The sequence below is a fragment of the Streptomyces sp. CB09001 genome (assembly GCF_003369795.1).
GTDB lineage: Bacteria > Actinomycetota > Actinomycetes > Streptomycetales > Streptomycetaceae > Streptomyces.
Window position 1 is genome coordinate 5,063,788 of the sequence record NZ_CP026730.1, and the last position, 19,438, is coordinate 5,083,225.

Consider the following 19,438-nt stretch of genomic DNA (forward strand, 5'->3'; position numbering starts at 1 on the left):
TGAGACGACGTGCAAAGGATGACCAGGCGCGGCATGGAATGGCTGTCCGAAGCAACGGACGACCCGGCCCTGCGCCGGGAGATCTGGGCGGACGATCCCCGCAGGCCCAGTCTGGTGCCGACCGGCCGCCTCTTCGACGTGCTGAGCGTGGAAGAGCGTCTCGGGCTGGAGATGTTCGACCGTCTCCAGCGCAGCGGAATGCCTTTCGGGCCGTCGGTCGCCGATCGCAAGGCCCAACGGGTCGGGTTCTTCCTCGGCTCGGACAGCCGCGAGACCTTCACGTTCTACCTCGGACGGGAAACGTCGTCTCCACCGCCGTTCCGCTACCTCGGCGACGGCAGTGCGGTCGTCGTCCCCGGCCCCACTCCTCTGTCCGACGACCGTTACCAGTGGCTCCGCGCCCCCACGCGCCGACCGGAGGCAAACCCCCTACGCCCGGTCGCCCTCGCAACCGCGCTGGTCGCGTCCGGAGAACTCCTCGCCAGGATCGATCGCTTCGACGAGCTGTACCCGACCCCGTACGAGGCTGTCGCTGCCCTTCCCGAGGAGACAGACCGCTGATGCCGAACGAGCCGACCGACGGCCGGGACGCTGCCGCGTGGTCGCCCCTCGACAGTGACGGCTGGTACGCGGCCCGAAACGCGACCACCGCGTTGCGAGACACCCTCGTACGCGCGGGCCTGGAGAAGGACTTCCCCTACCTGCGCGCCGAGTTGAACGCCTTTGGACATGGCCTCGTCGAGCTGGGTCGGGTGTCGCCCGAGACGGCCGAACGCCTCGCAGAACTCCTCCGCCTGGCGCTGGCGAGCGGCTTCGGCAGAGACCGCGCCAGCACCGACCCTGCCCCAACCACCGTCCAAGAACACAAGGGAAGGAACTGACACGATGACCGACCGGCGAGGAGTGGTGGCCAAACGGGCGGAGAACTTAGCTCCTGACGTGCCCTACGTCCGCGGCTGGAACCGCGCCCGACGAGGCGCCGGCACCCTGGCCGATCAGCTTGTGCTACTCGGGCTCGACTCCGACTTCCCCGGCCTGGTGGCGGACGTGAACGTCGCCGGTGACGGACTGGTGCACCTCGGGACAGTCCGGCCTGAAGCGGCCGAACTGCTCGCGGGCCTGATCGCGGCAGGACTGCAAGCAGAGCTGAGTGGCGTGGCGGCCGGAACGTCACCGACCACTCGCCGGGAAACACCTGCGGCCTGATCCGCTCCCTGAACACGGTTGACCATGGTCTGAGCGTGCTCCCGCGGTCAACTGTGCTGGGCCCCATACGGCAACCTTCTGCGAGTGGTGCCGTATGGGGCCCATCGCTATCCCGACACACTAGGTCGGTCTGCCGCTCGGCCGGGACCGGCGCCCCAGCGCCGCAGCCCGGACGAACTGCAGACCGATCGGAGACATCAGCTTGGGAAGCTGCGATCATTTGAGCCCCGGACCGGGCACTGATCTGTGCGAATGGCCGAGGTAACAGCGTTGTCGGGCGCGGGCGCCTTAACCGTGGTTCCCCGCTGATTCCCACCCGATCTGGTGCGCTTGTGGTGCGCTCGGACGACAGGCACAGGCTTGGACACGGCGCACTGCGAAACTGGAGGGGTGGCGGAGGACCGGGCCGGACCCCAGTCCTTCCCCGCAGCGGGAGCCGTTGGCGGCGGCTCACGAGTCGTTGGCGGTCAACTCCACCTGCTGCACCCCTGATGCATTATCCGGCGGGGTCTTGGCGGGTGTAACGACACTAGCGCTTCTTGAGTGTTGACCGCCAACTCGCAGCTTCACAGCGGATGTTAGCCACGCAGTGAGGCGATCAGTGCGGCCACGGCGCTGATGGCGGCTGCTGCTGCCGTTGTCCACCCAAGTGCCAGGTTGACCCCGGAGTGCTGGCCTGTAGGGTGCGTCTGGACATTGGCTTTATCCGGAATATCTTGCTCCGTATAGGGCTCTGTGCCCAGCTGGTCCATCAGTGAGTCTCCAGGACTGGTTGTTGACGAGCTGCTCCAACAGCTCGAAATCTGCTGCACCCCGCGGCGCGGACCGGTAATCCGTGCTGCGGGGTGTGTCGTTCGACGTGTTCGGAACGCTAGCGCGGGACTTCAATTGGCCATGAGCTCTGGGTTGATTCTCGGATGGCTCACCTGGAACATTTTTTAATCTGCGCAGACTTGATAACGAGCCAGGACCTGCGGAAACTCACAGTTCGGCTCGGACGTGGTGTGCACTTTCCGGCTGTGGCATTCACGCTAATCGGGGTGAATGGGGCGCAGATCTATGGCTGGATCTCACCTGTGACGTCCTAGGTCGGCGGCGTCTCATGGGTGAGACAAGACCTGTCTTCTTGCTCTGGGTCTTGCCAGGGATCTTGTTTAGGTGCGTTTTTGCTGGTCAGAGCGGCGGGCTCGTGCGCCTGGTGGTCGTCGTTGGTCGTCATAGGCTACTGGTGAGCGGCCTCGGCCGGCCCAGGGACGGCCCAGCCAGCACCGTCATGAGCGTCGGCTTACCGCGTTACGCAGCGCCTCGAACCAACCCATGAAGAGCCACCTCAGCCACCAGAACCAACCCCTGCGCCTGCGTTGCGGCTGTGGTTCTGGACGCGTCGGCATGCGCGGAAGTCGGGGAGGAGTAGAGACACGTGGGCTTCGGCTTCGTCGCCTTCCACCACCGTGCAGATGGCAGTAGCCGTTCCATCCGGCAGGGTTTCCGCACGCTCGTCCCTGTCGTGTCACCCCAGCGCAATGCCCCATGAATGGAGTCTGGCAGAGCCTGCGTGGGCAGGGGGCCGACCGGAGGTGACTACTCACGAGAGTTCGGAGTTGTGCGGACTGACCAACGTCTGCTCGCAGGCAGGCGCTGCTGAGCACGGAGCGCTCGTCGCCTCCCCTGAGGTGCGCTGCTGAAGAGGGAGCACGGCGCTGATCCGCGAGGGATCTCCATTGGTCGGCCTCGGCCTCTCTGGCACGGCCCATAGCCGTACAGGGAACTCTCCCATCCAGCCTTCTGGGGAGCCTTGATACAGCCTAGAGTCCGCTCATGAGAGTCGTACTGACTGTGATGGCTGCCGCTGGTGGGGCCCTGCCCATCGCCGCTGTCATATGGGGATGGCTGGCCATCCGCAAGGACTACAAGGATCTTGTCCGGGATCTCACCAGGATTGACGAGATCATCGAGGCACCTGAGGGAACATACGAGAGCAAGGATGCCGCGATGTTCGCGGTTCGCGAGCCTCAGTTCAACATGGGCCGACTGACCTACACACACGAGTGGGCTCAACGACTCATCCTGGAGCAGACGATGGGAGATCTGCGTGGCCCGGCATGGCTTGCTGGTGTAGGAGTCGCGCTGGGGACCTCTGCTGGCGCCATGTCTTTCTGGCTCTAGCACGACCCCTTCGTCCTGAAGCAAGTTGGGTCGGGGCCGTGGCTTGGGCTTCTGTGCCTCTCACTTGCGCTGACGGTCCGCAGACATTCGCGCTCGTCCGCCGTTGTTCCCGAGGTTGTCACGGAGTGTGACATTCACCGGCGGGGCGTCTTATGTCTCACTCCTGCTCTGAAGCGGATTCGACGCATCCTTGTACCCACCCGCGCGTCCACGATCCCTGCCGACGGTGACAAGGCCGCTGCGGAAGGGGCGCTATGCGGCGAGAAGGGCTGGGCAGTGGGGCCAGTGGCCTGGGGCTTCGATACCCGGTCAAACTCACGGCAACTCGATTGGGAGGCACTCCGTTACAGTGGCTAGCCTCTGAATCTGGCACGGCAGTCGCACGAACCTCAGCCAACGACAGTCAGCCACGATGGCGGGTGCGCCAGCCGACCACGCACGCGTATGCCTTGCTGCACCCCCACCAGCCTCAGCCACGCTATCGGGGTATGTCGTCAACCAGACAAGCGGTCACGGCCGGCCCGTGACGACGGCCGGAGTCCTCAGCTTGGGAATTTTGGGTTACCTATGGGTGGCTGCCGAGATGACAAGTCCCAGAGCGGATACGGAGCTTTATCAGTTGGTTCTTCTCCCCGCCATGCTGCGTGGTCCACCGCACCATCTGGCACGACTGGGCGGGTGCCGCTCACCGATGCCAAGACATTGTGAGCAGTGGATGTGAGCTTCTGGCCCGATGGGCTGGTTGGACGCCCTAGTTGACGGGCGCGGCCGGCCAATGGAAGCCGAAATTTAAGGCAGCGCTCATATAAGGCGACGCGCATGCTGGGCCACGTTCAGCGTCGTCCCGTTGGGCAGCACTCCGCGACGCCGTATTGTCTCTTCAGCTACCCAGGCCACTTCTGGGTTTTCCGTATTCGCGAGCATTCTTAGCGCTGCCTCCTGAGCAGGAGTGGGTAGCAACTCATAGACATCTGCAATCAAAATTTCCAAAGATTGGGCATGCTCGCTATACCTGATCGGATCTACTTCCCGCTTGACGTAGTCCTGAAAAGTGAAGGGAAACTCCTCTGCAGGCAGTATGCCTGTGCTGACGAGCTCTTCATAGAATTCACGCCATGGAGAATCCTCGCGACCTTCGCGCGAGTCGAACCATGCGTAGAATTTGGGAATCTGGCGCCCTTTTATTCGGATTCTCAAGTCATTGCCACTTCGGTCGTCGAAGGGTATCAATGAGTCGTCTTGTGCGCCGATAAGCGCCAGGAACGCTCTTCCTGAGGAAGATGCCTTGTAAACGCCACCAACCGGTTGAAGTTGCTGAAATCGCCGCCCTTGAATCAGTAGATACTTACCGTCTACTTTGACCTTGAAAAGGTAAGCCGCAGAAATTCTCACATCTTTGGTGGCATGGCGCACAGAGTACCAAAGGTGGCGCAGATGGATGCGATTTGCGATCACTCCATCAACTACAGGAATTGCAAGGCTGATTGCAGCACCACTAGCTAGGTTGCCTACGGCCGAACCGTTGGCGGAAAAGGAAAACGTCAAACAAATGAAGAAAAGCGTGAGGTATAGTGTGAATCTGGCCACCGGGACCCCCTGGGTGTTGAGCGCCTAAAATTTAGGGATGGGTACCTCGTCGGGTGCCCGAAGCAAATATTTAGCTGTCCATTTGAGTATCGTGGATCCTTTCTCAAGATTTTTGAGCAACTCGGGAGGCATGTAATCGGCTTCGTGCATGGCTACCAGTAGGGCGCGTCGAACGTCAATATGGGACTCGCCTTCGTACTCCATTTTCAGTAGCTGGCCATCGATCGAGTTGCCGAGCCGTCCTATGTACCTCGCTGCAAATTCGCGTGGATAGTTGCTCCTGTTGCGGTCGCGGACTGCGAGCCAGGCTTTGGCGCGAAGGACGTCCGAGCGGATGCCGCAGCGAATCGCTGTCTCGAATATGTTGCGCTCCAAAAATGGGTAATCGACGGTTGGGATTTGGTCGAGTATTTTCTCTAGAGTGACTTGCAGATCTTTACGCTTATCGGGAAGCCTTTCTAGATACCGGAGTATGCGGGCGGATAGATGGTGCCAACTCTTTATGCTGTCTAGAGCCCAGGGAAAAGCGAAGTCGTCCTTTCTGTAACCTAGGGTAGGCAGCGAAAATTTGATGTCCCTTTCGTTTGGGGGTGTTGCATTAACCGCTGAAAGGAATAGGTCCTGTAGGTCCTTTACTGCCCACGGCTTTCCTAGTCCGAGAAAATAGAGGATCAAATCCTTTCGCATGTCGTCTAGGTGTTCCTCGGCATCTTTGCGCGCAAGTATTCTTGTCTTGGGTGCCGACATGTTTAGGTGTCGAGCCCTGAAGGCTCGATTTATGCGCTGGAGGGTCGAGCGCAATTTTTCTTCGTTCGAATCGAACAGATACATGTCATCTGAATAGCGGATGAATCTGATGTCGAACTGCTGGATCAGGTTATCAACCGGGAGTAGGTAGGCGTTGGCCAAAATGCCCGACGCGGCCGATCCCTGTGGTAGACCCCAAGTGTGACACTGGCGCTCGAAACCATTGAGAAAGCCCCATAGCTGTGTAACGACGTCTTCGCCGACGCCGAAAGCCGCTAGGTCCATCGAAAGCACATCAATTTCAACGTGTTCATAAAATGAGGCGATGTCGGTTTTCGCCATCAGTAGATTTTTGTCTGCCGAAAGAAAGTCGCGCGCGGTTTTACGCATCAGCTTCCAGTCCGCGACTGAATGCACCGATCGATGTCTAGAGCGATGATTAAACACCGAATCTGAGAGGAGCGGGTCAATAGATTCTGCAACTTCAAACGCCAGGGCCTCATATATGAGGCGATCTTGCACCGAGAGCCTTGCGAGTGGGCGAGTGCTTATGTAGTCCTTCGGGTGCTCCACGAGCTCAATATGATTAGGCGTGTACTGGGTGTTGTGAAGGTGTTCCAGCACTTCGGAGCGATAGTCTTTCCAGAATGGCCTCAAGTCGCGAAAATTGATCACGTCTGGAAGATCGAGTCGGCCTTCGACAGCCCACAGGCGCTCCGCGGCGCGATCCAAGAAGCGACTGCGCAGTTGACTCCCCGTCACGACTGCAAGAGTACGCGGCACGCCAAGGATGGCGGAACGGGTTTGGCTGGCGGCTTGCCCGGTCTGGGGTCGAGCGTGATCAGAGGGCTGTGCACTGGTTGGTGATTCGGACAAGCTTTGGATCTGGCCGAAATGTACACAAAGGGCCTCCGAGTCTTGCTCGATTCGGGACTCGGACCGTGGAGGTGGCTAGAGCCGTGAAGGGGACCAGTCACCTCTACGACGTACCCCTTCTCTGGCATCAGGTGGTTGCATGCTGTGCGCAGCCCGGGCGCTGGCCGGGCTGGAGCGGGGCGGAGACAGAAGCGCAGGCCCGGCCGGCGCCCGGGCCGCGCGCGGTGAGCGGAGCGAGCCGCCTTGATGACGTAGAGAAAGTCTGAGCCAACTCGGCTTGTGCTATAGCTTGAACGAGAGCTCAAGCTCGTCGCCAGGAAGGTGGAACTCCTCCAGGGCGAGGGGCATTTCCGACTCGGTGAGAGTCACGCGAATGATGTGCAGCAGCGGAACCCCGTCGGCGAGCCGAAGCGCTTGAGCCTGGTCCGGCAGGGGCATCCGGGTGCGTACGTACTCCGTGAAGTGGAGTTCGTGGCGCAGGTCGGCCAGCGCGGTGTAGAGCTCTGGCGCCGGCGGCGGTGCCTCTTCCTCGTATTTGGTGTCGACGAGTACTGAGAACGGCACGTAGGTCCGGTGGAGTTGGCGCAAGTGGCCGTGGTCCGCGGTCTGTAGGGCGTCGTACGTGAACATCGGCTCGCCCGGCGGGATGCGGAGTAGGTCCGCCAGGGCTAGCGGGGCGTCGGTGCGGGTGGCTACCGGTGGTTCGGCGTCCGTCCAGCGGATGCCGTCGGCCTCGACGTAGCGGCCGTCCGGAGTGCGGCGTACGCCGCGAGGGCGCGTGTGGCTGGGTCGGCTGTGGGGGGAGCGGGCGAAGGTGCCTCGGCCCATGATGGCCTCGACGAGACCTGACGCCCGTAGCTCGCTGAGTCCCTGGCGGACTGTGGGGCGCGTCACGCCGAACTGCTTGGCCAATGCCTCTTCCGACGGGAGGGGTTGGCCAGCGGCGAAGGTGCCGTCCAAGATGCCTTCGCGCAGGTAGTCGGCGATCTGCCGGTACTTCGGCTGCGTGTTCTTCGGCGGCATGCGGGCCCTCCGTGGCCAGTGCTTGCTCGGCTGTGCGTCCTCGTAGACGACTTGTCCACGTTCGTGGACAGCTTCGCTCATGGCCATGTCGGTTGACAACCCGTACTACGGGTGGTCTAGCAACCCGCAGGATGGTCCTGTGGGAGCAGAGAGGAGAACCGAAAAGTGGCAAGCCTTCCGATCGACACCGCGAAGTACACGGGGATCATCTGTGCCGTACCCCCGACTCCGCGGGTCGCCAACCGTGAGACCGGTCAGCTCCGCGTCGACCGTGAGACGGGCAAGACCGTGTATCAGGTCGGCCTCTGCCTAATGGCGGGAGCGTCGGCCGACGTCGTGAACGTGAGCGTGGCCGGGGAGCCGGCCGGTGTGCAGCTCGGTATGCCGGTTGCTGTGCGGGACCTGGTCGCCACGCCGTGGGAGAACGACGGGCGGCACGGGGTTGCGTTCCGTGCGGTGGAGATCCGGCCCCTGAGCGCTCCCGCCACTCCGGCGGGTAAGGGGTCCGGGCAGTGATGAAACTGGCCTCCGCCGCTTCGGCCGGTGTGACCTGGCCGAGCTGGGTTCTGGTCGTGGCCGCAGTGCTGGTGTCGGGTCTGCTTCTGGCGGGCCCGGCCCTGCGCCGCCGCTACCCCGTGGCCTGGTGGCTGTTATGCGGTTTCCCGAGTGGGGCCTTGCGGGTCGTGCAGACCTGGCGGCCCCTCATGGCCGGTTGCGGGCTCGCTGTAAGTCGTCGGCCGGCGCTGACCGTCGTATCCGGACTCGTCGGTAAAGGGGCGCCACCGCCACAGCCGCGGGTGCCTCGGCGAGGGCTCATCCGTCCGACCGCCGGCGGATTCGTGCTGCTCGTGCGGTTGCTGCCGGGCCAGGTGCCGGAGCAGTTCGTCAAGGCCGCTCCTGCCATGGCAGAGAACTGGCAAGTGCATGTGGTGCGGGTGAGTGCCTGGAAACCGGGGATCGTGCGGATCGTCGTCTCGGCGGCCGACCCGTTGGCCGATCCCCGGATGCCGAAGCAGCGAGGGTCCGGCCACCTGCTCCGCGTGACCGTGGGAGCCCTGGAGACCGGGGCTGCGTGGGTGGTCGACCTGCGACGTGTGCCGCACTGGCTGATCGTCGGGGCCACCCGTTCCGGGAAGTCGACCCTGATCAACGCCCTCGTGGCGGGTCTCGCCCCGCAACCCGTCGCCCTGGTCGGCATCGACTGCAAGGGCGGCATGGAACTGTCCCTCTACGAACCACGGCTGTCCGCCTTCGCGACGAACCGAGAGCAGGCCGTCCGGCTGTTGGCCGCTCTCGTCGACCTGACCCTCGACCGGATGACGCTCTGCCGGGCGGCTCGGGTCCGGAACATCTGGGGCCTCTCCGACAAGGAACGCCCGGTGCCCGTCGTCGTGATCGTCGACGAGATCGCAGAGCTCTTCCTCGTGGCGAGCCGGAACGAGAAGGAGGAAGCACATGCGGCCGGTACGGCGCTGATCCGGCTTGCCCAGCTCGGGGCAGCACTCGGAGTCTTCCTTGTCGTGGCCGGTCAGCGCGTCGGCTCCGACCTCGGACCCGGCGTCACGGCACTGCGGGCGCAACTGGGCGGACGGGTGTGTCACCGCGTGGCCGACCCTGGTACGGCCGAGATGGCGCTTGGCGACCTCAACCCCGACGCGCTGAAAGCGGCGCAAGCCATCGTCCCGGAACAGGCCGGTACAGCCGTCCTCGCCTCCGGTGACGGATGGGAACGGGCCCGGTCCCACCTGATCACGGAAGCAGAGGCGGAAGCAGTCGCCGCCGAGTACGCACACCTGACTCCCCTCCTGTCCGAACTGCACGTCGAAGCGCCGTGAAAGGGGCCTGCCGTGCTGGTGTCCATATCGGCCGTTCTGTTGCTCGGCCTGCTGATCTGGTTCCTCCTGCGTATCCGGTACCTGCGGTGGGCCGACGCGCTGCTCTGCGGAGCCTTCGGCTTCCTGCTCTCCCGGAGTGTCGCCGCGCCCGTGGTTCAGGGCGTCCTCGACGGCGTGAACGGCTTCCTCGGCCAACTCCGCTTCTGAACAACCCCAGCACTCACCAGACAGGGGGACTTCCTGTGTCCGAATACGTCATCCGCTCCGGTGACCGCGCCGCATTCCTGGCCGGTCTGCGGGAGCTGGTCGACTTCCTGACCGCCAATCCGGCTGTCGCCGTCCCGCGTCACGCGTCCGTCGTCGTCCTGGTCGACGCCTTCGGCTCTGCCGCTCGCCGTGCCGGCGTGCAGTCCGTCGCGTCTCCGCTCGGTGTGCCGACGGAGGAGATCGGCCGGGGCTACTTCGACGCACGCCGCGACTTCGGCCCGATCTCGTACGGCGTCGTCGGGATTCCTCCCGAGGAGCGGCAGTGATCGCCCGTACGACGGGCTCCCGACGGGGCGCGAAGTCGCCAAACCCGACCCCGTCAGGAACCCACTCCATCCGCCACATGAGCAGTGAAAGGAGCACTCACACTTTGTCCACCGCGCACCCTTCGCGCAAATCTCCGCTGCCCGACTGCGAACTCAGGCAGCGTGACGCACAGGTCTCGCTCTGCGCCGGACGGGAACAGATCGTCCTCGTCGGCCTCGACGGAACCGAGCAGTGGCTGTGCCCGGCGCATGCCGCCGCGGTCTGGCTCACGAACCCGACACTCCGCTTCAGCGCCAAGACCCGGCCGGAGGGAATCTCGGCCGTGATGGGGCAGGCGTTCGGCGACGGTGGTGGTCGCCGATGACCGCCACCCTTCCGCAAAGCGTCGCCGCACTCGTCGCCAAGGCATCGCAGCCGGAGTTCGGGGCATGGCGCCGGAACGTCGTCCGCCTCGGCGGCTGCACCAACCCGATTCACTTGGTCGGTGCGGCAACGGTCTACGACACGACCACCGGCGCGGCCCTGCTCTCCTACGGTTCGGACGTCAACGGCGGTCGCCTGCTCACCGCGTGCGGCAACCGGCGGGCGTCTGTCTGCCCGGCCTGCTCGGCCCTGTATCGCTCCGACACGTACCAACTCGTCCGTGCGGGTCTCGTCGGCGGCAAGAACGTCCCGGAGGTGGTGAGCGGTCATCCGCGAGTGTTCGCCACGCTCACCGCCCCCGGGTACGGCCCGGTCCACACTCGCCGTGAACGCGACGGACGTGTACGGCCCTGTCGCCCTCGTCACCGAGGAGAGGACCTCTGTCCGCACGGGGCGCCGGCCGGATGTCGTGAGCGGCACTCGGCGGACGATCCTCGACTAGGCGAGCCTCTCTGCCCGCGCTGCTACGACTACGCGGGGGCGGTGCTCTGGCACGCGTTCGCCGGTCGGCTCTGGCACCGGTTCGGGCTGGAGCTGAGGCGGGAAGTCGCACGGCGAGCCGGGCTGTCCCGTACCGAGTTCGGGGAAGTCGCCCGACTCTCGTACGCGAAGGTCGCCGAGTACCAGCGGCGGGGCCTGGTCCACTTCCATGCCGTGATCCGCCTCGACGGTCCGGACGGGCCCGACTCTGCCCCGCCGAGGTGGGCGACCGTTCCACTCCTGGTCGACGCGGTTCAAGCCGTGGTCCGTCGGGTGAGACTGGCAGCTCCCGGCGCGGGCGTCATCGGTCCGCGGGTGCTGCGCTTCGGCGCCCAGGTCGACGTACGCCCGGTCACCTCGTACCGACGGAGCGCGGGGGAGCGGCCTGCCTCCGCGTCCAGCGTGGCGGGTTACATCGCCAAGTACGCCACCAAGGGAGCGGAGTCCGCCGGCGCGGTGGACGGTCGTATTCGTCACGCGCGCGAGATGGTCGTGTTGCCGGTGCGCGCGCATGTGCTCCGCATGATCAGCGCGTGCTGGTGGCTCGGCGGCTTACCGGAGTTCGAGCCGCTCGGCCTGCGGCGCTGGGCTCACATGCTCGGGTACGGCGGTCACTTCTCCACCAAGTCCCGTCGCTACTCGACCACGCTGACCGCCCTCCGGCAGGCCCGTACCGACCACAGGGCGAAGCAGCAGCGGGCGTCCCTCGGCCTCGTCGCCGACCGTCCGACGGTCACGGTCGGCAGGTGGCGCTACGCGGGGCGCGGCTACTCGCCGGAAGCCGCGCTCCTGGCCGCCTCCGTACGGGAGGACGGTGCTTCCCATGGCGCGTGACGTCCGAACGAAGGCGGCCGAGCTGCTCACCGTGCGGCAGGTCCTCGACGAACTGGGCGGCATCTCGCGCCGCACCTTCTACCGCTGGCGGGAACTGCGGCTCGCACCGGCCTGCATCCGCCTCCCGAACGGAGAGCTTAGGGTCCGGCGGGACGTGCTCAACGACTGGTTGGAGGAGCGTGCGGAGGGGGTGGCCTCGTGAAGTCCTACAAGGCTTCCGTGTGGAAGCTGTCGGTCAACAAGACGACCAAGAAGCCGACCTACATCGTGCGCTGGGTGGTCGGCGGCCGGCCCTTCAGCGAGTCGTACAAGACCAAGGCGCTGGCCGACCGCTTTCGCGCCAAGCTCGTGCGGGCACTCGACAAGGGAGAGCCGTTCGACACGGTGACGGGCCTGCCCGACTCCCTGCGAGGTGGAAGAGCGGCGCTGTCCTTCCTCGACCTGGCGGTCAAGTACGTCGATGCCCGGTGGGCGGAGGCATCCGCGAAGCAGCGGGACAGCATGACGGATGCCTTGGCGACGGTCGTTCCTGTCCTGGTCAAGCCGGGACGGGGGCGACCTGCTCCGGAGGTACTGCGCCGGACCCTGCGGTCGTACGTCCTGCCTGTGCCGCGCAGGGAACGGGAGCGGACGGAGGAGATCGCAGATGCGGTGCGGTGGATCGAGAAGGCATCTCTTCCGGTGGGAGAGCTGCAAGAGATCGCCCGTGTGCATGAGCTGATCGACGGCTTGGGACGGAGGCTGGACGGCAAGCCTGCGGCGACTCAGACCTACCGGCGCCGCAGGGCCGTGGTGTTCAACGCGCTCGAATTCGCGGTCGAGCTGGAGCACATCACTTCCAATCCGCTGAGCCGAGTGCGACGGAAGCGGGGCAAGCGTGCGGTGCAGGAGGTTGACCGCCGAGTGGTGGTGAACCCGCGGCAGGCTCGGGAACTGCTGACCGCGCTTACCTACGTGGGCGGCTACGAGCGGGCGAGCGGTCGACGCCTGCGGGCCTTCTTCGGGTGCCTGTACTACGCGGCCATGCGGCCGGGCGAGGCGCTCGGCCTTCGCCGCTCCGACTGCGTGCTGCCGGCGAAAGGCTGGGGCCGCATCGAACTGGCGGAGACACGGCCCACGGCCGGTAAGGCTTGGACCGACTCGGGCGAAGCGCATGATCGACGGGGACTGAAGCAGCGGTCCCAGGGCGAGGTACGCATCGTGCCGATTCCGCCGCCGCTCGTGCGGCTGCTCCGCGACCACCTGAAGGAGTTCGGTACCGCGGAGGACGGGCGGCTGTTCGCCAGTGAGCGGGGCAACGTGATCGCGGCCTCGTCGTACTCGCGAGCCTGGAAGCAAGCCCGTGAACTGGCGCTCGTCCCGCATCAGGTGTCCTCGGTCATGGCATTCCGACCGTACGACCTCCGTCACGCGGGCGTCTCCCAGTGGCTCAACTCGGGAGTGCCGGCACCGGAGGTCGCCGCTCGCGCGGGCCACTCGGTGGACGTCCTCCTGAAGATCTACGCCAAGTGCATCGACGGCCAGGAGCAGGAGATGAACGACCGGATCATGCGAGGGCTGGGGGAGGGGGACGGCCCTGCGGACTGATGCCCGAGCATGAATGGCTGACGGAAGCCCCGGACTGCAGTCGTCCGGGGCTTCATCTGGTCAGAGCCCCGCTGCGGCGAGGCGGAAGGCCGCCGCAGGCGTAGGTCTCGAACGAATAACGTTATTACCTCGCGAGATGGCGGGGCGCAACCCGCCTAGAAGAGCCCTGCAAGCCTTGCCGCAATCAACACGCCTACGAGTGCGGCACCGCATGCGACACCTGCGGTCATCAAGAACACGAGGCGAAGTGTCCCATCACCACTTTTCAACGCCTCGCTAACGATTCGAAGCCAAATTTTGCGCATCAAATTTTTCCTTCCAAAGTCAAAGCCAAGAAGAGTTTACTTAGGTTAACTAACTAATATGAGGCCATGGTCGGCCTCACTCCTTGTTGGGTAGTTTTACCGGCCAACTAGGTGGCCCGTGTGGCAATTTGGGGTTCTTGTTACCGATATGTGATACGTCGGTGTCCGGCCGCCTTGGCTTTGGCTGGTCCGGGCGCACTCTCGTGAGGGTCACGCTGAAGGCAACTTGTGTTGCCTCTCCTTCGCATCCATCCCTCTGCGGGGTGGGCGGACCTTAATGGGCCTTGCGAAGGGACCCGATGATCACGTCGTCGCGCTCGCGCCTCCATGCGGTCCAACCGTCAGCCTGCGAGCCGGCCGCGGCCACCGCTGCGCCAGAAGGGGTTCGGTACGGTCTGCCCTCGAACGAGAGCCAGCCGTTCGGCAGCACCGTTGCCTCGTGCCGGACGCCCAGGCGAGGGCGTGACCAGTAGAGAACCTCGCCAACCTTCAGCTCCCCAGCCTCGATCATGGGCGCCAGCCCTCCCGGCGTTGTCTGGGTTGCGGTGCTGCTGGTCCCTTCGTTCAGGGTGACGTCGATATGCGTGTCGTCGCCGACCGTCCTGGTTGTAACGGTGGCACCAGGGATGTTGATGCGGATGACCACGCCCACAAGGATTCCTCTCAGCTTGGCAGATCTGACACATCTGAGATTAGCGCACCACGACGGGTGGTTTGAACTCACCGACATTTTCGGTGAGTTGTGGATCAAGGGTTGCATCGCGCGAGGCGACGGCTGAGCGTGTGAGTGGCGAAAGGTAGCTGCAACATGCAGGGGTGCCACATGCGGAGGCACTGCCGAGACCGCCTGCCCGGGTCTGTCTATGGATGGTCCACGGGACTACTCTCAAGGGCCTGCGAAACGGCCTCTGACCTGCCGCTCGGCCCTCCATGATCAACACGCTATTGCAACGTGATCACTGACAAACGGCTGCTTCCGGCGGCGTCCGCCTGCACATACGCGAAGACCCCACCCTCAGCGTTTCCGCTGGTGACGGGGTCTTTGGGCACCTCATGCTGGGTGCCCCCGGCAGGATTCGAACCTGCGCACACGGCTCCGGAGGCCGTTGCTCTATCCCCTGAGCTACGGGGGCGTGTCCGTCGCGTTCGGTGTTGCTCGCGGCGACGGGTAGAACACTACCAGCTCGCCCGGGGTGGTCAGGAACGGGTTTTCGCGGGTCGTGACGGGGCCCGTGCGGGGCGTTGTCACCCGCGGGGGGCGGAAGTCGGGAAAACCCGGACGCGGTGGCCGGTCCGGACCTACTCTCGAGTTGTGCCTAGGCCGTCCGGCCGGATTCTTGTTGTGGACGACAACAAGGTCATCCGGCAGCTGATCAGGGTCAACCTCGAGCTGGAGGGCTTCGAGGTCGTGACCGCGGGCGATGGTGCCGAGTGTCTGGAAGTCGTCCATCAGGTGCGGCCCGACGCCGTGACGCTGGACGTGGTCATGCCTCGGCTGGACGGGCTCAGGACCGCCGCCCGGCTGCGTGCCGATCCGCGGACCCGGGACCTCCCGATCGCGATCGTCAGCGCCTGTACGCAGTACGAGGTCGACGCCGGGTTCGCCGCGGGGGCCGACGCCTTTCTCTCCAAGCCCTTCGAGCCCGCCGAGCTGGTGGGGCTGGTACGGCAGTTGGTCGAGCGCAAGGGCAGTGGGTCCGTCGTCAACGGGGCGTCCGGAGCGGGTTCCGGACCGGGCGCCGGTGCCGCGGTTCCGCCGCCGCGGGTGCGTGGGCTCGCCGGGGAGAGCGGGGCGTCCGCGCAGGCGTGAACGGAGATCCGGGTGTAGTCGGGTCTGGTCCGGCCAGGGCTGTGGGCTTGCGTCCATATCCCGGGACCGGTGCAAATCGGTTCGCCTCCCCACCCCCCTCCTCCCATACGCTTGTCCCGTGACACCCGTAGAGCTCTCCCGCACCGTGCTGCACGCGGTGCGTCGCGCCGTCGACGCGGGGGAGCTGAGCGTGGCCGTGCCGACGCGTGCCGTGGTCGCGCCGCCGGGGCCCGGGGGGTGCGGGGACTACGCCACCAGCATCGCCCTCCAGCTGGCCCGCCCGGCCGGGCAGCCGCCCCTGGCGGTCGCCGAGGTGTTGCGGCCCTACCTGGTCGGAACAGACGGGATCACCGACGTCGTCCTCACCGGGCCGGGGTTCCTCAACATCAGTGTCGACCGGGCCGCCTCCGCCGCCGGAGTCGTCGCCGAGATCCTGCGCCGCGGGGACCGGTACGGGTACGCCGGCCAACCGGACGGGCGCGTCGTGCAGCTCCACTGCCCCCACGACCTGCGTGCCGTCGTCGTCGCCGAGGCATCCGCACGGCTGCTCCGCTCCCAGGGGGCCCTCGTCCGCGTGAGAGCCGAGGGGTTCGAGGACGCCTGGACCTCCGTGCTCGGGGTGACGGTGGACGCCGTCGGGGTCGCCCCCGCCGAGCTGCCCGTCAACGTCCGGCCCGTGCCCGCCCACGGGTCCGCCGACCCGATGTCCCTCGGGCGGGACGCCGGACGCTGGGCCCTGCTCCACCCCGCGGCCCACGACCGGCCCCGGGTCGGCGACGAGCACCTCGTCCAGCGTGAGAGCAACCCCCTCTTCCGGGTGCGGTACGCCCACGCCCGTGCCCGTGCCGCCGCTCGGAACGCCGCCGACCTCGGGTTCACCGCAGCCCCCGGCCCCGTCGGCGAGCGTGACCTCCTGGCCGCCCTCGCCGACCACCCCCGCGTCCTCGCCGCCGCCGCGGACCACCGCGCCCCCGACCGGCTCGCCCGGCATCTCGTCACCGTCGCCGACGCCGCGCTGCCGTTCCTGCCCACCGTGCTGCCGCGCGGCGGGGAGAAACCCTCGGCCGCCCACCGTGCCCGGCTGGCGCTCGCCGATGCCGTCGGGGCGGTGCTGGCCGGCGGCCTGGCCCTGCTCGGCATCGACGCACCCGACCACCTCTGAGAGAGCGCAGAAGACGCCATGAGCCGTTCCGCACACCCCGCCGGGCCCCGCCACGCCGATGTCCTGCCCGAAGGGCACTACTCCGCGCCCGCGGACGATCTGAACGCCCTCGACCCCAAGGTCTGGGCCCGCACCGTCGGGCGGGACGCCGACGGGGTCGTCACCGTCGGCGGGATCGCCGTCACCCAGCTCGCCGAGGAGTACGGCACCCCCGCCTACATCCTCGACGAGGACGACTTCCGGGAGCGGGCGCGGGCCTGGCGCACCGCCTTCGGGACGGAGGCCGACGTCTTCTACGCCGGGAAGGCGTTCCTGTCGCGCGCCGTCGTGCGGTGGCTGGACGAGGAAGGGCTCAACCTCGACGTGTGTTCGGGCGGCGAGCTCGCCACCGCCCTCTCCGCCGGGATGCCCGCCGAGCGGATCGCCTTCCACGGGAACAACAAGTCGCCGGAGGAGATCGAGCGGGCCGTGCGCGCCGGGGTGGGGCGGATCGTGCTCGACTCCTTCCAGGAGATCGTGCGGGTCGCGCACATCGCCCAGTCGCTCGGCAGGCGGCAGCGGGTGCAGATCCGGATCACCGTCGGCGTCGAGGCGCACACGCACGAGTTCATCGCCACCGCCCACGAGGACCAGAAGTTCGGGATTCCGCTGGCCGGCGGGCAGGCCGCCGAAGCGGTGCGGCGGGCGCTCCAGCTCGACGGGCTCGAGGTCATCGGGATCCACTCGCACATCGGGTCGCAGATCTTCGACATGTCGGGGTTCGAGGTCGCCGCGCACCGGGTCGTGGGGCTGCTCAAGGACATCCGGGACGAGCACGGCGTCGAGCTGCCCGAGATCGACCTCGGGGGCGGGCTCGGGATCGCGTACACCAGCGACGACGACCCCCGCGAGCCGCACGAGATCGCCAAGGCGCTGACCGAGATCGTGACGCGGGAGTGCGAGGCCGCCCGGCTCGCCACCCCCCGCATCTCCGTCGAGCCCGGGCGGGCCATCGTCGGGCCCACCGCCTTCACGCTGTACGAGGTCGGCACCGTCAAGCCGCTCGACGGGCTGCGGACCTACGTCTCCGTCGACGGCGGGATGTCCGACAACATCCGGACCGCGCTCTACGACGCCGAGTACAGCGTCACCCTCGCCTCCCGCACCTCCGACGCCGAGCCGATGCTCGTGCGCGTCGTCGGCAAGCACTGCGAGAGCGGGGACATCGTGGTCAAGGACGCCTTCCTGCCGGGGGACCTGGCACCCGGTGACCTCATCGCCGTACCGGCGACGGGGGCGTACTGCCGCTCCATGGCCAGCAACTACAACCACGCGCTGCGGCCGCCGGTCGTCGCCGTGCGGGACGGTGCGGCGCGGGTCGTCGTGCGGCGGGAGACCGAGGAGGATCTGCTGCGCCTCGACGTCGGGTGACGCCCGAGGGAGGGAGAGGCGGGGACGGGCGAAGATCTTTCGGTCCGCACCCCCTCCGAAAATGAAATAAACGTCTCACGATCCGGACGAAAGGCAGAAAATCCCGTCCGGTGCGTGAGACTGGTCCAACCGTAGACGGTATGAGGAAACGAGGTCGGATGATGCGTACGCGTCCGCTGAAGGTGGCGCTGCTGGGCTGTGGAGTGGTCGGCTCAGAGGTGGCGCGCATCATGACGACGCACGCCGCCGACCTCGCCGCCCGGATCGGGGCCCCGGTGGAGCTCGCGGGCGTCGCCGTACGACGGCCCGACAAGGTGCGGGAGGGGATCGACCCGGCCCTCGTCACCACCGACGCCACCGCGCTCGTCAAGCGCGGGGACATCGACGTCGTGGTGGAGGTGATCGGGGGGATCGAGCCCGCGCGGACGCTCATCACCACCGCCTTCGCGCACGGCGCCTCCGTGGTCTCCGCCAACAAGGCGCTCATCGCCCAGGACGGCGCCGCCCTGCACGCCGCCGCCGACGAGCACGGCAAGGACCTGTACTACGAGGCCGCCGTCGCCGGTGCCATCCCGCTGATCCGGCCGCTGCGCGAGTCCCTCGCCGGCGACAAGGTCAACCGGGTGCTCGGCATCGTCAACGGGACGACCAACTTCATCCTCGATGCCATGGACTCGACCGGGGCCGGGTACCAGGAGGCGCTGGACGAGGCGACCGCCCTCGGGTACGCCGAGGCCGACCCGACCGCCGACGTCGAGGGCTTCGACGCCGCAGCCAAGGCCGCCATCCTCGCCGGGATCGCCTTCCACACGCGCGTGCGCCTCGACGACGTCTACCGCGAGGGCATGACCGAGGTCACCGCCGCCGACTTCGCCTCCGCCAAGGAGATGGGCTGCACCATCAAGCTGCTCGCCATCTGCGAGCGGGCGGCGGACGGAGGATCGGTCACCGCGCGCGTGCATCCCGCGATGATCCCGCTCAGCCATCCGCTGGCCAATGTGCGCGAGGCGTACAACGCGGTCTTCGTCGAGTCCGACGCCGCCGGACAGCTCATGTTCTACGGGCCCGGCGCCGGCGGCTCGCCGACCGCGTCCGCCGTGCTCGGCGACCTGGTGGCCGTGTGCCGCAACCGGCTGGGCGGAGCGACCGGACCCGGTGAGTCCGCGTACGCCGCCCTGCCCGTCTCCCCGATGGGCGACGTCGTCACGCGCTACCACATCAGCCTCGACGTGGCCGACAAACCGGGCGTGCTCGCCCAGGTCGCGACCGTGTTCGCGGAGCACGGTGTCTCCATCGACACCGTGCGGCAGTCCGGCAAGGACGGCGAGGCATCCCTCGTCGTCGTCACCCATCGCGCGTCCGACGCCGCCCTCGGCGGTACGGTCGAGGCGCTGCGCAAGCTCGACACCGTGCGGGGTGTCGCCAGCATCATGCGGGTTGAAGGAGAGTAACC

20 protein-coding genes and 1 tRNA gene are annotated in these 19,438 nt (G+C 66.4%); 16 read left to right on the forward strand and 5 right to left on the reverse strand.

Annotated features, from left to right (window positions below; all coding sequences use genetic code 11):
* Positions 1–33: 33 nt before the first annotated feature.
* From C4J65_RS23750 to C4J65_RS23765, 4 genes are all read left to right on the forward strand, one after another.
* Positions 34–561 carry a bifunctional DNA primase/polymerase gene (locus C4J65_RS23750; protein ID WP_115746605.1) on the forward strand — a complete coding sequence of 176 codons (528 nt, stop codon included), beginning with the start codon at positions 34–36 and terminating at the stop codon, positions 559–561.
* Entirely contained in the window at positions 561–881 is a 321-nt protein-coding gene (locus C4J65_RS23755; protein WP_115744208.1) for a hypothetical protein, read from the forward strand. The genes C4J65_RS23750 and C4J65_RS23755 overlap by 1 nt, the downstream gene beginning before the upstream one ends.
* A gap of 4 nt (positions 882–885) precedes the next feature.
* Positions 886–1,206, forward strand: a complete 321-nt coding sequence (locus C4J65_RS23760; protein ID WP_205351054.1) for a hypothetical protein — start codon at positions 886–888, stop codon at positions 1,204–1,206.
* Between the two features lie 1,818 nt (positions 1,207–3,024).
* On the forward strand, positions 3,025–3,372 hold the full coding sequence (locus tag C4J65_RS23765) for a hypothetical protein (RefSeq protein WP_162833318.1): 348 nt from the start codon (positions 3,025–3,027) through the stop codon (positions 3,370–3,372).
* Positions 3,373–4,173: 801 nt separating this feature from the next.
* Here C4J65_RS23765 and C4J65_RS23770 read toward each other — a convergent pair.
* The 3 genes from C4J65_RS23770 to C4J65_RS23780 all read right to left on the reverse strand — a co-directional run bounded on the left by C4J65_RS23770 (position 4,174) and on the right by C4J65_RS23780 (position 7,605).
* Positions 4,174–4,959 carry a hypothetical protein gene (locus C4J65_RS23770; protein WP_240330499.1) on the reverse strand — a complete coding sequence of 262 codons (786 nt, stop codon included), beginning with the start codon at positions 4,957–4,959 and terminating at the stop codon, positions 4,174–4,176.
* A gap of 24 nt (positions 4,960–4,983) precedes the next feature.
* Positions 4,984–6,468, reverse strand: a complete 1,485-nt coding sequence (locus C4J65_RS23775) for an RNA-directed DNA polymerase (protein ID WP_162833319.1) — start codon at positions 6,466–6,468, stop codon at positions 4,984–4,986.
* Positions 6,469–6,864: 396 nt separating this feature from the next.
* The gene (locus C4J65_RS23780; RefSeq protein WP_115744211.1) at positions 6,865–7,605 is read right to left on the reverse strand and encodes a GntR family transcriptional regulator; all 741 of its coding nucleotides are present in this window, start codon (positions 7,603–7,605) and stop codon (positions 6,865–6,867) included.
* A gap of 165 nt (positions 7,606–7,770) precedes the next feature.
* Between C4J65_RS23780 and C4J65_RS23785 the strand changes: the two genes are divergently transcribed.
* The 8 genes from C4J65_RS23785 (at position 7,771) to C4J65_RS23820 (ending at position 13,298) form a co-directional block, all read left to right on the forward strand.
* Positions 7,771–8,121: a hypothetical protein gene (locus C4J65_RS23785; RefSeq protein WP_115744212.1), complete on the forward strand. Its 351-nt coding sequence runs from the start codon at positions 7,771–7,773 to the stop codon at positions 8,119–8,121.
* The gene (locus C4J65_RS23790) at positions 8,121–9,440 is read left to right on the forward strand and encodes an FtsK/SpoIIIE domain-containing protein (RefSeq protein WP_115744213.1); all 1,320 of its coding nucleotides are present in this window, start codon (positions 8,121–8,123) and stop codon (positions 9,438–9,440) included. The genes C4J65_RS23785 and C4J65_RS23790 overlap by 1 nt, the downstream gene beginning before the upstream one ends.
* 12 nt (positions 9,441–9,452) lie before the next feature.
* Positions 9,453–9,647, forward strand: a complete 195-nt coding sequence (locus tag C4J65_RS23795; RefSeq protein WP_115744214.1) for a hypothetical protein — start codon at positions 9,453–9,455, stop codon at positions 9,645–9,647.
* A gap of 35 nt (positions 9,648–9,682) precedes the next feature.
* Positions 9,683–9,973 (forward strand): hypothetical protein, encoded by a 291-nt coding sequence (locus C4J65_RS23800; protein ID WP_115744215.1) that lies wholly within the window; start codon positions 9,683–9,685, stop codon positions 9,971–9,973.
* A gap of 104 nt (positions 9,974–10,077) precedes the next feature.
* On the forward strand, positions 10,078–10,338 hold the full coding sequence (locus C4J65_RS23805) for a hypothetical protein (RefSeq protein WP_115744216.1): 261 nt from the start codon (positions 10,078–10,080) through the stop codon (positions 10,336–10,338).
* Complete coding sequence (locus C4J65_RS23810) at positions 10,335–11,711, forward strand: replication initiator (protein ID WP_115744217.1); 1,377 nt, start codon at positions 10,335–10,337, stop codon at positions 11,709–11,711. Before C4J65_RS23805 ends, C4J65_RS23810 begins: the two co-directional genes overlap by 4 nt.
* Positions 11,701–11,913, forward strand: a complete 213-nt coding sequence (locus tag C4J65_RS23815) for a helix-turn-helix domain-containing protein (RefSeq protein WP_115744218.1) — start codon at positions 11,701–11,703, stop codon at positions 11,911–11,913. Before C4J65_RS23810 ends, C4J65_RS23815 begins: the two co-directional genes overlap by 11 nt.
* Positions 11,910–13,298 carry a site-specific integrase gene (locus C4J65_RS23820; RefSeq protein WP_115744219.1) on the forward strand — a complete coding sequence of 463 codons (1,389 nt, stop codon included), beginning with the start codon at positions 11,910–11,912 and terminating at the stop codon, positions 13,296–13,298. Before C4J65_RS23815 ends, C4J65_RS23820 begins: the two co-directional genes overlap by 4 nt.
* Before the next feature lie 579 nt (positions 13,299–13,877).
* Here the strand turns inward: C4J65_RS23820 and C4J65_RS23825 are convergent.
* Positions 13,878–14,249, reverse strand: coding sequence for a hypothetical protein (locus C4J65_RS23825; protein ID WP_162833320.1), 372 nt, complete (start codon positions 14,247–14,249; stop codon positions 13,878–13,880).
* A 415-nt stretch (positions 14,250–14,664) separates the two neighbouring features.
* Positions 14,665–14,736: transfer RNA gene (locus C4J65_RS23830), tRNA-Arg, on the reverse strand.
* A 179-nt stretch (positions 14,737–14,915) separates the two neighbouring features.
* On the opposite strand from C4J65_RS23830, the gene C4J65_RS23835 reads away from it, so the two are divergent.
* The 4 genes from C4J65_RS23835 to C4J65_RS23850 all read left to right on the forward strand — a co-directional run bounded on the left by C4J65_RS23835 (position 14,916) and on the right by C4J65_RS23850 (position 19,436).
* Positions 14,916–15,413: a response regulator gene (locus C4J65_RS23835; protein ID WP_115744221.1), complete on the forward strand. Its 498-nt coding sequence runs from the start codon at positions 14,916–14,918 to the stop codon at positions 15,411–15,413.
* A 118-nt stretch (positions 15,414–15,531) separates the two neighbouring features.
* On the forward strand, positions 15,532–16,575 hold the full coding sequence (nrtL, locus tag C4J65_RS23840) for an ArgS-related anticodon-binding protein NrtL (RefSeq protein ID WP_115744222.1): 1,044 nt from the start codon (positions 15,532–15,534) through the stop codon (positions 16,573–16,575).
* Between the two features lie 18 nt (positions 16,576–16,593).
* Positions 16,594–17,985, forward strand: coding sequence for a diaminopimelate decarboxylase (gene lysA / locus C4J65_RS23845; protein WP_115744223.1), 1,392 nt, complete (start codon positions 16,594–16,596; stop codon positions 17,983–17,985).
* Positions 17,986–18,143: 158 nt separating this feature from the next.
* A complete protein-coding gene (locus C4J65_RS23850) occupies positions 18,144–19,436 on the forward strand; it encodes a homoserine dehydrogenase (protein ID WP_016327275.1) in 1,293 nt (430 codons plus the stop codon).
* The last annotated feature ends 2 nt before the right edge of the window (positions 19,437–19,438 follow it).

What these genes read in the sequence shown, in the direction of transcription:
- C4J65_RS23750 (WP_115746605.1), top strand. Translation starts at nt 34, where the DNA reads ATGGAATGGCTGTCCGAAGCAACGGACGACCCGGCCCTGCGCCGGGAG.
- C4J65_RS23755 (WP_115744208.1), top strand. Translation starts at nt 561, where the DNA reads ATGCCGAACGAGCCGACCGACGGCCGGGACGCTGCCGCGTGGTCGCCC.
- C4J65_RS23760 (WP_205351054.1), top strand. Translation starts at nt 886, where the DNA reads ATGACCGACCGGCGAGGAGTGGTGGCCAAACGGGCGGAGAACTTAGCT.
- C4J65_RS23765 (WP_162833318.1), top strand. Translation starts at nt 3,025, where the DNA reads ATGAGAGTCGTACTGACTGTGATGGCTGCCGCTGGTGGGGCCCTGCCC.
- C4J65_RS23780 (WP_115744211.1), bottom strand. Translation starts at nt 7,605, where the DNA reads ATGCCGCCGAAGAACACGCAGCCGAAGTACCGGCAGATCGCCGACTAC.
- C4J65_RS23790 (WP_115744213.1), top strand. Translation starts at nt 8,121, where the DNA reads ATGAAACTGGCCTCCGCCGCTTCGGCCGGTGTGACCTGGCCGAGCTGG.
- C4J65_RS23810 (WP_115744217.1), top strand. Translation starts at nt 10,335, where the DNA reads ATGACCGCCACCCTTCCGCAAAGCGTCGCCGCACTCGTCGCCAAGGCA.
- C4J65_RS23815 (WP_115744218.1), top strand. Translation starts at nt 11,701, where the DNA reads ATGGCGCGTGACGTCCGAACGAAGGCGGCCGAGCTGCTCACCGTGCGG.
- lysA (WP_115744223.1), top strand. Translation starts at nt 16,594, where the DNA reads ATGAGCCGTTCCGCACACCCCGCCGGGCCCCGCCACGCCGATGTCCTG.
- C4J65_RS23850 (WP_016327275.1), top strand. Translation starts at nt 18,144, where the DNA reads ATGATGCGTACGCGTCCGCTGAAGGTGGCGCTGCTGGGCTGTGGAGTG.